The 13584-nt window shown below is 72.4% G+C and carries 14 protein-coding genes and 2 tRNA genes; 1 reads left to right on the plus strand and 15 read right to left on the minus strand.

The features are described 5' to 3' along the window. Positions 1 to 14: 14 nt before the first annotated feature. The 10 genes from CYQ11_RS09780 to CYQ11_RS29485 form a co-directional block, all read right to left on the minus strand. Complete coding sequence (locus CYQ11_RS09780) at positions 15 to 1979, minus strand: S53 family peptidase (protein ID WP_398779624.1); 1965 nt, start codon at positions 1977 to 1979, stop codon at positions 15 to 17. 331 nt (positions 1980 to 2310) lie between these two features. Further along, a tRNA-Ala gene (locus tag CYQ11_RS09785) sits at positions 2311 to 2383 on the minus strand. 144 nt (positions 2384 to 2527) lie between these two features. Next, positions 2528 to 2761, minus strand: coding sequence for a hypothetical protein (locus CYQ11_RS09790; RefSeq protein WP_099200566.1), 234 nt, complete (start codon positions 2759 to 2761; stop codon positions 2528 to 2530). Positions 2762 to 2885: 124 nt separating this feature from the next. Further along, positions 2886 to 2958 (minus strand) — tRNA-Ala (locus tag CYQ11_RS09795). Between the two features lie 125 nt (positions 2959 to 3083). Then, complete coding sequence (locus CYQ11_RS09800) at positions 3084 to 3737, minus strand: histidine phosphatase family protein (RefSeq protein WP_099200565.1); 654 nt, start codon at positions 3735 to 3737, stop codon at positions 3084 to 3086. After that, a complete protein-coding gene (gene rsfS, locus CYQ11_RS09805) occupies positions 3734 to 4174 on the minus strand; it encodes a ribosome silencing factor (protein ID WP_099200564.1) in 441 nt (146 codons plus the stop codon). The genes CYQ11_RS09800 and rsfS overlap by 4 nt, the downstream gene beginning before the upstream one ends. A 131-nt stretch (positions 4175 to 4305) precedes the next feature. Further along, positions 4306 to 5895: an LCP family protein gene (locus CYQ11_RS09810; RefSeq protein ID WP_099200563.1), complete on the minus strand. Its 1590-nt coding sequence runs from the start codon at positions 5893 to 5895 to the stop codon at positions 4306 to 4308. A 92-nt stretch (positions 5896 to 5987) separates the two neighbouring features. Further along, complete coding sequence (nadD, locus tag CYQ11_RS09815; protein ID WP_099200562.1) at positions 5988 to 6599, minus strand: nicotinate-nucleotide adenylyltransferase; 612 nt, start codon at positions 6597 to 6599, stop codon at positions 5988 to 5990. 55 nt (positions 6600 to 6654) lie between these two features. Continuing rightward, positions 6655 to 6816: a hypothetical protein gene (locus tag CYQ11_RS29480; protein WP_181143623.1), complete on the minus strand. Its 162-nt coding sequence runs from the start codon at positions 6814 to 6816 to the stop codon at positions 6655 to 6657. 98 nt (positions 6817 to 6914) lie between these two features. Beyond that, positions 6915 to 7085, minus strand: a complete 171-nt coding sequence (locus CYQ11_RS29485; protein WP_181143624.1) for a hypothetical protein — start codon at positions 7083 to 7085, stop codon at positions 6915 to 6917. Between the two features lie 91 nt (positions 7086 to 7176). Here CYQ11_RS29485 and CYQ11_RS09820 point away from each other — a divergent pair, with 91 nt between their 5' ends. Beyond that, positions 7177 to 8280, plus strand: a complete 1104-nt coding sequence (locus tag CYQ11_RS09820; protein WP_099200869.1) for a M48 family metallopeptidase — start codon at positions 7177 to 7179, stop codon at positions 8278 to 8280. Between the two features lie 20 nt (positions 8281 to 8300). On the opposite strand, the gene CYQ11_RS09825 is transcribed toward CYQ11_RS09820, so the two are convergent. The 5 genes from CYQ11_RS09825 to proB all read right to left on the minus strand — a co-directional run bounded on the left by CYQ11_RS09825 (position 8301) and on the right by proB (position 13461). Next, positions 8301 to 9374 carry an SCO2583 family membrane protein gene (locus tag CYQ11_RS09825; RefSeq protein ID WP_099200561.1) on the minus strand — a complete coding sequence of 358 codons (1074 nt, stop codon included), beginning with the start codon at positions 9372 to 9374 and terminating at the stop codon, positions 8301 to 8303. A 165-nt stretch (positions 9375 to 9539) separates the two neighbouring features. Then, entirely contained in the window at positions 9540 to 10163 is a 624-nt protein-coding gene (locus CYQ11_RS09830) for an SCO2584 family spore wall biosynthesis protein (protein ID WP_099200560.1), read from the minus strand. A gap of 98 nt (positions 10164 to 10261) precedes the next feature. Then, positions 10262 to 11566, minus strand: a complete 1305-nt coding sequence (locus CYQ11_RS09835; RefSeq protein WP_099200559.1) for a glutamate-5-semialdehyde dehydrogenase — start codon at positions 11564 to 11566, stop codon at positions 10262 to 10264. A gap of 94 nt (positions 11567 to 11660) precedes the next feature. Beyond that, positions 11661 to 12134, minus strand: coding sequence for a DUF8830 family protein (locus CYQ11_RS09840; RefSeq protein ID WP_181143625.1), 474 nt, complete (start codon positions 12132 to 12134; stop codon positions 11661 to 11663). Positions 12135 to 12321: 187 nt separating this feature from the next. Beyond that, on the minus strand, positions 12322 to 13461 hold the full coding sequence (gene proB, locus CYQ11_RS09845; RefSeq protein WP_181143626.1) for a glutamate 5-kinase: 1140 nt from the start codon (positions 13459 to 13461) through the stop codon (positions 12322 to 12324). Between the last annotated feature and the right edge of the window lie 123 nt (positions 13462 to 13584).

Consider the following 13584-nt stretch of genomic DNA (forward strand, 5'->3'; position numbering starts at 1 on the left):
CCGTGGCGGCCGCGTCAGCGGTGGTTTCGGGGTACGTACGAGGTCACGTAGCCGTCCGCCGGGGAGCCGACGCCCGTCACGTTGTCGTAACCGGGCGTCGCGGAGAGTGAGGTGTCGCCGCCCATGCTGCGCAGCGACGTCGTGAGCCCCTCCTTCTCGTCGGCGCCGTTGACGTAGTCCACGCGTACGACGCCCAGGCCGCGGCCCTGGCCGAGCGGGTGGTCGGTCACGTCGTGGTATGCGGCGGTGCCGTAGCGGTCGTAGATCGCCGGGTTCGCGAAGCCGATCGGCACGCCGTGCCGTGCCTGCTGCGCCAGGGCCTGGACGCCCGCGATCACGGGGGCGGCCAGCGAGGTGCCGCCGATGCGGTACTCGCTGTACTTCTGCGAACCGTCGGGGAAGGTCTGCGTCTGGCCGACCAGGAAGCCGGTGCTGGAGTCGGCGACGGCCGAGATGTCCGGCTCGACGCGCATCGGCTTGGCCGCGCCGTCCGCCTTCGCCAGCGCGTCCGGGACGACGCCGCGCTGGTAGAAGGGCTGCTCGACGGCCTTGCTGGTGCCGCCGCCGGCGCCGCCGGTGAAGGTGCCCGGGAAGCCCTCCCAGGTCAGGCCGTCCTTGGACAGGCCCGCCTTGTGGGTGCCCCAGCCGGTCTCCCACAAGTACTTGTCGCCCTTGCCGACGGCGAGCGAGGTGCCGCCGACGGAGGTGACCCACGCGGAGTTGGCGGGCGTGTCGACCTGCTTCACGCCGTGCTTGACGGTGTTGTCGCCGTCGTCGCCGGAGGAGAAGTAGAAGCCGATGCCCTCGACGGCACCCTGCTGGAAGACGTGGTCGTAGGCGGCGGCCACGTCCGGGGTCTCGTTGTTCTCGATGTCGCCCCAGGAGTTGGAGACGATGTCGGCGAGCCGGCCGTCGACGATCTTGTGCAGGGAGTCGATCAGGTCGTCGTCCTGGCAGGAGGCGCCTGCCACGTAGACGATGCCGGCCTCGGGGGCCACAGCGTGCACGGCCTCGATGTCGAGGGTCTCCTCGCCGTACCAGCCGGCGGCGTCGCACTCGTCGGGCTTGGTGTGCGTGTAGTCGGCGGGCAGCACCTGGGAGAACTGGCCCTTGCGGTACGCCTTGTCGCCGTTGCGCTCGGCGTACTCCGCGATGTCCTTGGCGATCGTCGGCGAGGCGTAGGCGTCGGTGATGGCCACCGTGACGCCCTTGCCGGTGAAGTTCTTCGCCCCGTACGCGGCACGCAGCTGCTTGCCGGTGTAGCCCTTGATCGCGTACGGCGCGTGGGAGCCGTACGCGGAGGGCAGGCCGTCGTTGACGTTGGAGCCGTAGTACGTGGAGAAGGGCCCGGCATTGCGGAAGACCGCGCTGGGGCCGGGCAGGGTGTCGTCGTGGTGGGCCAGACGGGGGGCGTTGTTCAGGCCGACGACGGTCAGCACGGCGCCGCCGAGGGACGCCGGCACGGAGGCCGTCCCCGACGGAGCGTGGTACGTCCTGCCGTCCTTGACGTAGTCGTGCAGCTCGGTGCCGAAGGCCTTCTTGGCGGCCGCGGCGTCACCGCTCACCGTGACGTAGTGGTCGTTGCCGCCGGTCACCTTCAGGCCGGAGGACTTCAGCCAGCCGGTGACCCGGGCTATCTGGTCCTTGGTGGTGCCGAATCGATTCTTCGCCTCTTCGGCCGTCAAGTACTTGCCATAGGAAGGCGACTTCGGGTCCGAGACGGCGCGGGCGTAGGCGGCGAGACCCTCGGCGTCCCGCCCGGCGAGGTAGACCCGGGCGCCGACGGCGTCCGATCCGGAGGTGGTGCCGCGGTCGGCCCGGTCGGTGGCCCACTGCGGCTTGGTGCCCACGAGCGGCTGCCGGTCGTGCGGAGCGGGGTCGGCGTGGGCGGCCGTACCGACGGCGAGCGCCCCGGCGACCAGGGGCAGCGCCGCCGCCAAGGACAGTCCGGCGCGCGCTCTGGAGCGACGTGAAGTCAAGGAAACCCCCATGCGATGCGAATGGTCCACGTCACTCTTTCGATGAACCGTTCATCCATGGGGCATGCGTTCGCCAAGAAGTGATCAAGGGGGCCCCAGGAACTCGCAATCCGAAGCCGCCAAGACCCCTACAGCGATGGGTCGTTGAGAAACGGACGACAGCCGGGGCGCGCGCACGCGCCGGGCCTCCGCACCGCTCTTCTCCGGAGCCGCGGCCACCCGCCGGCGAAGATCGCCGAAGCCCGCCCACGCCCCCGCGCCCGAAAACCCGGACACCGCGCGCGGACAACGCACGAGAGGGCCGTCCTGTGGACGACCCTCTCGTTTCCTGTGGAGCTAAGGAGAATTGAACTCCTGACCTCCTGCATGCCATGCAGGCGCTCTACCAACTGAGCTATAGCCCCTTGTTTTGTTTTCCGCCGGGTTTCCCTTGCCGGTTCCCCCTGGCGACACGGAATACATTACACGGACCTCCCCCCCATCTGCCAAATCGGTTCCCACCGGGGGCTAGCTCGCACCATTTTGACCGGTTTGACCTGTGTTGCGACCTATGCCGCGACGAAGGAGTAGAAGCGCTTCAGGGTGCAGTGCTCGTCGAGGAGGCGCCCGTAGATCGGTTCGCCTTCCAGTTCGCGGTAGGTCTCGATCGGGTCGCCTTTTATGATCAGCGCCCGCGCGCACTCCACGCACCAGTACTGAAAGGCGGAGTTGAGCGGCTCCATGTCGCGGACGATCGGCGTACCGCTGCCGCACCAGTCGCACTTCCGGCTGTGAGCACCCATGGGTCAGCCCGTTCCCTCCCCTTCGGCCCCGCGCGGCCCCGACCGTCCGATTCTGCCACGGGACCCCGCGGGAACAGCAACGATCCCGCCTCCCTGTACCAGGGAGACGGGATCGTGTTCACTGTGGAGCTAAGGAGAATTGAACTCCTGACCTCCTGCATGCCATGCAGGCGCTCTACCAACTGAGCTATAGCCCCGCTGTTCCCGGATCTCCCGGAGGTTTACCCCCCGCGTTCCCCGCGAACAAGAAGAACTTTAGCCTGCCACCAGCCCGAATGTGAAATCGGACCCCGGCGGCCACCCGGCGGCCGGCTCGAAGGGCTCAGTCGTCGTCGCCGAGGACCGGCTCGGGCAGCGTTCCGGCGTTGTGCTCCAGCAGCCGCCAGCCGCGGGCACCCTCGCCCAACACGGACCAGCAGCAGTTCGTGAGGCCGCCCAGGGCCTCCCAGGAGTACGGTTCCAGGCCCAGCAACCGCCCGATGGTGGTGCGGATGGTGCCGCCGTGGCTGACGACCACCAGCGTGCCGCCGTCCGGCAGCTTCTCGGCATGGGACAGCACGACCGGAGCGGCCCGGTCGGCGACCTCGGTCTCCAGCTCACCGCCGCCGCGCCGCACGGGCTCGCCGCGCTTCCAGGCCGCGTACTCGGCCCCGTGGCGCTCGATGATCTCCTCGTGGGTGAGGCCCTGCCACACCCCCGCGTAGGTCTCGCGCAGCTCCGCGTGGGCGGCGACCTCCAGGCCGGTGACCGACGCCAGCTCGGCGGCCGTGGCCCGGGCTCGCTTCAGGTCCGAGGCGACGATGGCGTCGGGCCGCAGCGCGGCCAGCAGCCGGGCCGCCCGGCGTGCCTGGGCGACACCGGTCCCGGTCAGCTCGATGTCCGTGGTGCCCTGGAAGCGGCGCTCGATGTTCCACGCCGTCTGGCCGTGCCGCCACAGGACGATCCGGCGGCCCCGGCCGCCCCCGCTGCCGTTCAGCTCAGGTCTCCGTCCAGATCCGCCTCACCGGCCTGCGCACGGGCGTGCTCCTCGGCCTTGCCGCGGGTGGCGGCGGCGTCGGCGGGCAGCTCGATCTCGGGGCAGTCCTTCCACAGCCGCTCCAGGGCGTAGAAGACGCGCTCCTCGCTGTGCTGCACGTGCACGACGATGTCGACGTAGTCCAGCAGGACCCAGCGGGCGTCGCGGTCGCCCTCGCGGCGGACCGGCTTGGCGCCCAGCTCCTTCAGCAGCCGCTCCTCGATCTCGTCGACGATCGACTTGACCTGGCGGTCGTTGGGCGCCGAGGCCAGCAGGAAGGCGTCGGTGATCGACAGGACGTCGCTGACGTCGTAGGCGATGACATCGTGCGCGAGCTTGTCGGCGGCGGCCTGGGCGGCGGCCTGGATGAGCTCGATGGAGCGGTCGGTGGCGGTCACAAGCCATGCTTTCGTAAAGAGGGTCAGTACACCTCAAGGGTCTCACGACCCGCCGACGGCCTTCCTGGGGTTATCCACGCCCCGTGCACGCGCGCGTGCACGGCCCTCCCCGCCCGTGTGATCCGCCCCTCTCAGCCCTTGTAGTCCTTGCCCAGCACCACGGTGACGTCGGCGTTGCCCGCGGCCTGGCCCTTCTTCACCGCCCGCTCGGGCAGGCCCAGGGTCTTGGCGACCTCCTTGGCCTCGGCCGCCCGGGCGTCGTCCGCGTAGACCACCGCGGAGGCGGCCTCGGCCGAGGAGGCGCTGCCGGCGTCCACGTAGGTGTAGCCGCCGTTGACCAGGGTGACCTGGGCGGCCCCCGCGGCAGCGGCCCCGCCCGTGGCGTTCTTCACGCTCACCCGCGGCGGCGCGTTCTTGTCGGTGTTCTTCACCGTGCCGCCCAGCACGTCCTTGACCATCGTGTCCGCGGCCTGCTCGCCGAGCGTCCCGTCCGCCCGCACGGGCAGCACGGAGGTGTCGTACGAACCCTGCTTGGCCTTGGCCGCCAGGTGGGCCAGCGAGGCGCCCAGCTGGGGCACCGACAGCGAGGGGTCGGGGATCTGGGCGAGCGACTCCACCGTGGTCGTCGCCGTCGCGGGATCGGTGGACAGCTTCCGCAGCACGCCCTGCATGACCTGCCCGAAGCGTGTCAGCTGCTTGTCCGGGGCCTCGCCGGGCGCCCGGTGGGTGGCGTAGGCCACGGCCGCCTGGCCGCCGAGCGTCTGGCCCTTGCCCTGGGTCACCAGCGGCCGGTCACCGGCCTTGGCGCCGGGGACGGTGACGTCGGTGTCGACGGAGATCCCGCCGACCAGCTCCACGAGGTTCTCCAGGTAGGGGGTGTCCAGCCGCCAGCTGCCCTTGATGTCGGCGCCGAGGAGCGTGTTCAGGGCGTCCCGGGTGTCGCCGGTGCCCGCCTCCTGGACGGACTTGCCGAGCGTGGTGGCCGCGCCACCGTCCTTGGCGACGGCGAGGGTGTTCGGCAGGAGCACCGTGGTGCCCTTCTTGGTGGTCTCGTTGTCGACCAGCAGGGCCGTGGAACTGCCCCCGCCGCGGGTCTCCCGCAGGTGCACCACGATCACGTCGCGCTTCTGCCCGGCGCCCGCCTTGGCCGCGCCCTTGCCGGCGTCGCCGCCGGAGAGCAGGAACCAGCCGACTCCGCCGCCCACGGCGAGGACGAGCACGACGGCGAGGGCGATCACGCGGTTGCGCCCCTTGCGCTTGCGCTCGTCGCGGCGCTCGGTGCGGCTCTCGGTGAACTTCAGCCAGTCGATGACGTCTTCGGAGTCCTCGTCCGGCTCCTCGATGAAGGAGAACTGCTCGGTGCGGTACGCCTCCGGTGCGGGATCCTGCGCGGCCTGGTCCGAGGCGGCGCGCGGTTCGGGGATCTGCTCGTGCGGCGCGGCCTGACGGGGCGGCTCCTCGTGGACCGGCGGGCCGGCCTGGCGGGGGATCCACTCCTGCTGCGTCTGCTGCTGGGGCTGGGGGCTCTGGCCGTAGGCGTCGTACTGCTCGTACGGCTGCGTCTGCTGCTGGGGCTGCGCCTGCTGGAGGGGCCGGCCGTACGCGTCGTACGCCAGGTCGGGGGCGTCCGGCCGGTACACCGGCTGTCCGTACGCGTCGTAGCCGTACACCTGCGGTCGTGCGTACGGGTCGTGCGCGTACGGGTCCTGTCGGTCGTTCACCAGTACCCCTCGGTGCCCCTCAAGCCCGCGGTCGGGCCTCGTGCCGGAAGTCGGGCGTCACGCCGGAGCCGGTTCGACGCGGCGCCGGAAAGTCAGCCGTCGTGACGGTACAGCCTGCGCTTGTCGATGTAGCGCACCACACCGTCGGGCACCAGGTACCAGACGGGCTCCCCCTGCGCCACGCGGGCGCGGCAGTCCGAGGAGGAGATGGCGAGGGCGGGGACCTCCACGAAGGAGACCCGGTCCTCGGGCAGCCCGGGGTTGGCCAGTATGTGGCCCGGCCGGGTGACGCCGATGAAGTGGGCGAGCGAGAACAGCTCGTCGGTGTCCCGCCAGGTCAGGATCTGCGCCAGCGCGTCGGCGCCGGTGATGAAGAACAGGTCCGCGTTCTCGTTGAGCGACCGCAGCTCGCGCAGGGTGTCGGTCGTGTAGGTGGGACCGCCGCGGTCGATGTCGATGCGGCTGACCGAGAACTGCGGGTTGGACGCAGTGGCGATCACCGTCATCAGGTAGCGGTCCTCGGCCGGGGACACCTGCTTGTGGCTCTTCTGCCACGGCTGCCCGGTCGGCACGAAGACCACCTCGTCCAGGTGGAACTGCGAGGCCACCTCGCTCGCGGCGACCAGGTGTCCGTGATGGATCGGGTCGAACGTCCCGCCCATCACTCCGAGCCGCCGCTTCACGGGCCCTGTCTGCTCTCCCATGCGTGCAGACCCTACTGGGCGCGCCGTCACGCCTGACCCTCAGGGACCCCTGAGGTCAGCGGTCGCGGTTGAAGCGGGTGGTGACCCAGAGCAGGAGCAGCAGGATGACGAGGGCGGCGCCACCGGTCATGAAGGGGCTGATGCTCTCGTGGGTGTCCACGTGCTCGCCCTCGGAGGCGAGGCTGACGAGGGCGCTGTGGGCGGAGGCGATGATCACGGCAGGACCTATCCGGGATGGGATCGGGTGGAGACTTCTGCCACATCGTATGCGGGGGGCGTCACCGAGCTCACGCCGACTCCGCGGGAGGCCGCCGGCTAGTCGTTCTTGCGGTAGCCGCGCAGCAGGAACCACGCCACGAGGACGATGCCCACGACGCCCACGATCAGGACCGTGCGCAGCAGCGCGCCCGGCCCCTGGTCGCCTTTGGACACGGCGAGGACGTCGATGACGGCGGGCTGGGCGGCGAGTGCGGTGATGTCGGGCATGCCTCCACGGTAGCCATGCCGTCGCCAGCACCTAGGCTGGGGGCCGGCAGCCGGGGGACGGGCCATGATCCAGCCCATGGAGGGGGTCGCGATGACCGAGAGCACGAGCGACGGCGGCGAGCGGGAGCGGGCCGGGAGCCGCAGGCGCTTCCCGGGGATCTCCTCGCGTGCGTACGAGCACCCCGCGGACCGGTCCGCCCTGGTGGCCCTGCGCAAGCTGAGCGGCTTCGACACGGTGTTCAAGGCGCTGAGCGGGCTGCTGCCGGAGCGCAGTCTGCGACTGCTCTACCTGTCCGACTCCGTCCGGGTGAGCGAGCAGCAGTTCCCGCACCTGCACACGATGCTGCTGGACGCCTGCTACGTCCTGGACCTGGAGCGGGTCCCGGCGATGTACGTCACGCAGAACCCCCAGCCGAACGCCATGTGCATCGGGCTGGACGAGCCGCTCATCGTCGTCAGCACCGGTCTGGTGGAGCTGCTGGACGACGAGGAGATGCGGGCGGTCGTGGGCCACGAGGTGGGCCACGCCCTGTCGGGGCACGCCGTCTACCGCACGATATTGCTGTTCCTGAGCAACGTCGCGCTGAAGGTCGCCTGGATCCCGCTGGGCAACATCGCGGTGACGGCGCTGGTGACGGCGCTGCGCGAGTGGTTCCGCAAGTCGGAGCTGTCGGCGGACCGGGCGGGGCTGCTGGCCTGCCAGGACCTGCGGGCCTCGATGCGGGGCCTGATGAAGATCGCGGGCGGCAACCACCTCCACGAGATGAACGTGGACGCCTTCCTCGCCCAGGCCGAGGAGTACGAGCGGGCCGGCGACCTGCGGGACTCCGTCCTGAAGATCATGAACGTGCTGCCGCGCAGCCACCCGTTCGCGGCGGTCCGCGCGGCGGAGCTGAAGAAGTGGGCCGAGAGCCGCGACTACCAGCGGCTCATGGACGGCCACTACCCGCGCCGGTCCGAGGACAAGGACGCCTCCGTGTCCGACTCCTTCCGGGAGTCGGCGAGCCACTACGCCGAGTCGGTGCGCGCGAGCAAGGACCCGCTGATGGGCCTGGTGCGGGACATCGCGGGCGGGGCCGGGGACCTGGGGGGCCGGCTGCGGGACACCTTCACGGGGCGCCGGCCGTCGCCGCCCGGAGACGGCAAGGAGGGCCCCGGCGGACCCGGCGGGGCGGACGGCTCACCGTTGCCGTAGGCAGGGCGCCGCGGGCCCGCTCAGTGCCGCGGCGGGCTCGGCTGGGCGCCGGGGGCCAGGGTGCCGCACAGGGCCGCCGTGGTGGGGCCGGTGCCGTACGGGTCCGTGTCGGCCGGGCCCTCCGTGCCGGCCTTCTGGCCGGCCAGCAGGGGCCGCAGATAGGCCGAGGCGTCGGCGGAGCAGGACTCCGGGCCCGCCTGCACCGAACTCTGGATCACCTGGAGGTGGTGGTCCTGGAGGTCGTCGCGGTCGAAGCGGAAGCGCATCGTGCGCCGCACGACGAACAGCGACACGTCACCGGGGCCCGTGGCCGCGCGGACGGCGTAGACGAAGGTGTGGTCGGCCTGGACCTCCAGCGCCGCCGGGGACACCTCGGTGAGCGAGAAGGTGCCCTGGGTGCGGACCGTCGGGTCGGCGAGGGCGACCTGGCCGGGGTCGAAGCGGACCATCCAGCCGGTCGCCGCGTGCCGCCCGTCGGCGGCGGGGTGGGCCATGCTGCGGTCGAACTGGTCGAGCTGCGAGGGCGCCAGCAGCAGCCGGACCGTCCGCTGCTTGTCGCCCGCGAGGACGCCGGGGTCGAGGGCGGACTTGACGGTGTACTCCTTGGCCGTGGCCAGGGCGGCCATGACGAGGCTCTCGGAGAAGTTCTGGGTGCGCCGGGCGGCCGGCAGGTTGACGCCTTCGCTGCCGTCGCGGAACTGGGCCGCCGGGCTGTGGTCGAAGAGGTCCTTCGCGGGCGCGCCGGGCACCGGGTCGCGCGGGGCGAGCGGGATCACGGCGCTGTGCAGTGGCTCGGCGGCGGGCGGCCTGGGCTCCTTGTAGGGGTGGCGCAGGCCCATGTAGACGGCCGTGCCGAAGGCGAGGGCGATCAGTATCACCAGCAGCAGCACCTGGCGCGAGGCGCTGACGCGCGCCCAGGCGTGCCGGGTGCGGACGGCGGGCGCGTGGTCGTCCATGCGCTCGCGCGCGGAGAACTCCTGGAGCCGGGCAGCCCTGACGAACGATTCGTCGAAGACGACGGATCGGTACTCTTCGTCGCCACCCCCCGGGGCACCTTCGGGCGTGCCCTCAGGCGGGTCTCCAGGCCCGTTCATATCTCAAGAGTAGGTCCGGAAGGCCCCAGGTAAACGCCCTGGTACGCGACAAGTTCCGCGGAAGTCGGCGGCCGCCCGACGGGGGCCGTGAACCCTGGCCAAGGCCCTGGCCGTACGTCACCCGATCGGCCCCTCGTCACGCTGGGTGACTGTACGGGAGGGGTTTCAGGGACCCGACGGCGCGGCCGTCACGGCCGTGGCCACCGGGGGCTCCGAGTCGGCCGAGACCGAGGGCAGCGGGCCCTGCCGCGCCCCCGCCGGGGCGTCCACGCCCGTCGTGGCGGGCGGCGGCGCGGGGCTCTGGCGGTTGCCGGAGGAGGTGCCGCGGTAGACGGCGGTGAGGGCGAGGGCGATCACCCCGATGCCCATGACCACCGCGAGCACCCAGGCCACCGGCCGGTGCCAGCGGGCGTGACCGCGGTACGGGCCGCGGGCGGTGCCGTAGCGCCCGTACGGGCCGTAGGCGTCGTCCGGGTCCAGGTTCCGGGCGAGGCCGAGCGGCTCGCCGAACCGGCCGGGGTGGTACCCGGCGGGGCCCCCGGGGACGGCCTCGTAGGGCTCGTCGTCGGCGGGATGGCCGCCCGGCCGGGCCCGCGCGGCGTCGGCCTCCGCGCGGGCCCGCTCGGCGGCGAGCCTCCGCTCGGCGGCGGAGGGCTCGTGGATCGCGGCGGACCGCACGAACTCCTCGTCGAAGACCACGGAGGCGAACGGATCGTCCGCGCCTCCGTGGCGGTCGCTGTCGGGCTCCTCGCCGTCCGGGAACGGCCTGCCCCCCACGTCGTCCGGCACCCGTCCAGCGTAGACCCGAACCGGTCAATCCGCGCGGGCAGTACGGGAATTAGAGGGTGCCCGACGGGCCGTGCCGTCGCGTCGGACACCCTCCGGGTCTACCGCAGATGACCGTCGCCGGTGAGGATGTACTTCGTCGACGTCAGCTCCGGCAGTCCCATCGGCCCGCGCGCGTGCAGCTTCTGCGTGGAGATCCCGATCTCGGCGCCGAAACCGAACTGCCCGCCGTCGGTGAACCGCGTCGAGGCGTTGACCGAGACGGTCGTCGAATCCACCAGCTGGGTGAACCGGCGGGCGGCCGCTTGCGAGGTGGTGACGATCGCCTCGGTGTGCCCCGAGGTCCACAGCCGGATGTGGCGCACGGCCGCGTCCAGGTCCTCGACGACCGCGGCGGCGATGTCGTACGACAGGTACTCCGTCTCCCAGTCCTCGGCCGTCGCGGGCACGACGGTGGCGCCCGTGCGCGCCGTCTCCGCCAGCTCCACCACCCGCTCGTCGCCGTGGACCGTCACGCCCGACTCGGCCAGCGCCCGCAGGGCGAGCGGCAGGAAGCGCTCGGCGATGTCCTGGTGCACCAGGAGGGTCTCGGCGGCGTTGCACACGCTCACCCGGCTGGTCTTGGAGTTGACGAGGATCTCCACGGCCATGTCCAGGTCGGCCTCGGCGTCCACGTACACGTGGCAGTTGCCGGTGCCCGTCTCGATCACGGGGACGGTGGACTCCTGGACGACCGTGCGGATCAGCGAGGCGCCGCCGCGCGGGATCAGCACGTCGACCATGCCGCGGGCGCGCATCAGCTCGCGCACCGACTCCCGGCTCTCGCCGGGCACCAGCTGCACGGCGTCCGCCGGCAGGCCGGCGCCGCCCACGGCGTCCCGGATGACGCGCACCAGCGCGGTGTTGGAGGCGTACGCGGAGGACGAGCCGCGCAGCAGGACGGCGTTGCCGGATTTCAGGCACAGGGCGGCGGCGTCGACGGTCACGTTGGGCCGGGCCTCGTAGATGATGCCGACGACGCCCAGCGGCACCCGCACCTGCCGCAGGTCCAGGCCGTTGGGCAGGGTGGAGCCGCGCACGACCTCGCCCACCGGGTCCGGCAGGGCGGCCACGTCGCGGACGTCCGCCGCGATGGCCCGCACCCGCTCGGGCGTGAGGGTCAGCCGGTCGACGACGCTCTCGGCGGTGCCCGCGGCCAGCGCCTTCTCGACGTCCTCGGCGTTGGCCGCGAGGATCTCGCGGGTGCGGACCTCCAGCGCGTCGGCGATCGCCAGCAGCGCCTCGTCCTTCGCCGAGCGTGGCAGCGGCGCCAGGTCGGCGGCCGCGGCGCGGGCGCGGTAGGCGGCGCGCAGCACCGGGGACTGCGGCATGGGATCGGCGAGGGGGGAGGGGAAGACACTGCTCATGGCCGCAGCCTAGCCCTGAGGCAGGCCGCGGCCACCCGGTATTCCACTCTGCGGGACGGCGGGCGGACGCCTGCGCGGCCCGGCGCGCCCGGCTTCAGAAGGGATGGACCCCCACCGGGCTGGCCGGGAGCGGGCCGTAGCCCTCGGCGATGCGCTGGTGGTAGGTCTCACGGTCGATGACCTCCAGGCCCACGATCTCCCACGGCGGGAGCTGCGCCGTGGACCGGTGCTCGCCCCACAGCCGCAGCGCCACGGCCGCGGCGTCGTGCAGGTCGCGGGCCTCCTCCCAGTACCGGATCTCGGCGTGGTCGTTGGCGTAGCGGCTGGTCAGCAGGAAGGGGTGGTCGTGGGCGAGCTGTTCGAGGCCCCGCCGGACCTCCTTCAGCGGCGCCTCCGCGCCCGAGACGCTCAAGGTGATGTGCCACAGCCGCGAGGCGTCCTCCTCCCCCGTCCGCTCCCCCGTGTCGACTGGCCCGACGCTGGTCAGGGTGCGCTCCTCGCCCATCGCCCTGCGGGCGTGGGGGGTGCCCCCACCTCGAGGCAGCGCCCCTGGGCGACCTCGTCTCACCGGCGGCCTCCTGTTGCTCGCTGGCCCCGCGCGCGCGGCGGAGCCGTTGGTGCTGCGGGGCGCCCTCCGTCCGCGACGGCCCCCGCATCAAAGTTGACCAGCATGCGGGCGGCCGCGTGGCGGTTTTACCGAAAGGCCCCATGGAAAGGCTGGCCTTACCGCGCCTCTCGTCCGGGGTTAACGCTCGTCAGCCACGCAGCACGACCAGGTCGTCGCGGTGCACGACCTCGCGCTCGTAGCCGGGCCCGAGCTCACGGGCCAGGTCCCGGGTGGAGCGGCCGAGCAGCCGGGGGATCTCCGCCGCGTCGAAGGCCACGAGCCCGCGGGCCACGGCCCGCCCCCCGGTGTCCCTCAGCTCCACGGGATCGCCCGCGCTGAACTCGCCCTCGACCGCCGCGATGCCCGCGGGCAGCAGCGAGGCGCTCCCCTCGATCACCGCCCGCACGGCCCCCTCGTCCAGGGTGAGGGCCCCGCGCGGGGTGGAGGCGTGCGCGAGCCACAGCAGCCGGTCGGCGGAGCGGCGGCCGGTGCGGTGGAAGAGCGTGCCGGTGGCGCGGCCGCCCAGGGCGTCCGCGGCGTGGGTGGCGGAGGTGAGGACCACGGGGATGCCGGCGGCGGCCGCGATCCGGGCCGCCTCGACCTTGGTGACCATGCCGCCGGTGCCGACGCCGGCCTTGCCCGCGCTGCCGATGGAGACACCCTCCAGGTCCGCGGGCCCCTGGACCTCGGCGATCCGGGAGGTGCCGGGGAGGCTGGGGTCGCCGTCGTAGAGGCCGTCGACGTCCGAGAGCAGCACCAGCAGGTCGGCCCGCACCAGGTGGGCCACGAGGGCGGCCAGCCGGTCGTTGTCGCCGAAGCGGATCTCGTCCGTGGCGACCGTGTCGTTCTCGTTGACGACCGGGACGGCGCCCATGGCCAGCAGCTGGTCCAGGGTGCGGCGCGCGTTGCGGTAGTGGGCGCGGCGGCTGGTGTCGTCGGTGGTCAGCAGCACCTGCCCGACCCGGCGGCCGTAACGGGCGAACGACGCGGTGTAACGGGCGACCAGGAGGCCCTGGCCGACGCTGGCGGCCGCCTGCTGGCGGGCCAGGTCCCGCGGGCGCCGGTCGAGCCCCAGGGGCGCGAGACCGGCGGCGATGGCGCCGGAGGAGACCAGCACGATCTCCTTGTCGCCGGACGCCTTGGCGAGCGTGTCGACGAGGGCGTCAACCCGGTCGGCGTCCAGTCCGCCGCCCGCGGTGGTGAGTGACGAGGATCCCACCTTGACCACGATCCTGCGGGCGCCCACGACCTCCTGCCTCAGCCGCTGCGACTCCCCTGCCCCACTCACCGTACGCACACCCCTGTGTTCCCTATGCCGTGCCGCGGCGGCCGTGCCTGAGCCGTGCCGATGCCGGGCCTGTCCAGGCCCGCAAATCTACCGCCTGACGATTGTGGTCGTTCGACCCTATTT

It is taken from the genome of Streptomyces cinnamoneus (genome assembly GCF_002939475.1).
Taxonomy (GTDB): domain Bacteria; phylum Actinomycetota; class Actinomycetes; order Streptomycetales; family Streptomycetaceae; genus Streptomyces; species Streptomyces cinnamoneus_A.

What these genes read in the sequence shown, in the direction of transcription:
- CYQ11_RS09790 (WP_099200566.1), bottom strand. Translation starts at nt 2,761, where the DNA reads ATGGGTGCTCACAGCCGGAAGTGCGACTGGTGCGGCAGCGGTACGCCG.
- nadD (WP_099200562.1), bottom strand. Translation starts at nt 6,599, where the DNA reads ATGGGAGAGCAGACAGGGCCCGTGAAGCGGCGGCTCGGAGTGATGGGC.
- CYQ11_RS29485 (WP_181143624.1), bottom strand. Translation starts at nt 7,085, where the DNA reads ATGCCCGACATCACCGCACTCGCCGCCCAGCCCGCCGTCATCGACGTC.
- CYQ11_RS09820 (WP_099200869.1), top strand. Translation starts at nt 7,177, where the DNA reads ATGACCGAGAGCACGAGCGACGGCGGCGAGCGGGAGCGGGCCGGGAGC.
- CYQ11_RS09825 (WP_099200561.1), bottom strand. Translation starts at nt 9,374, where the DNA reads ATGAACGGGCCTGGAGACCCGCCTGAGGGCACGCCCGAAGGTGCCCCG.
- CYQ11_RS09835 (WP_099200559.1), bottom strand. Translation starts at nt 11,566, where the DNA reads ATGAGCAGTGTCTTCCCCTCCCCCCTCGCCGATCCCATGCCGCAGTCC.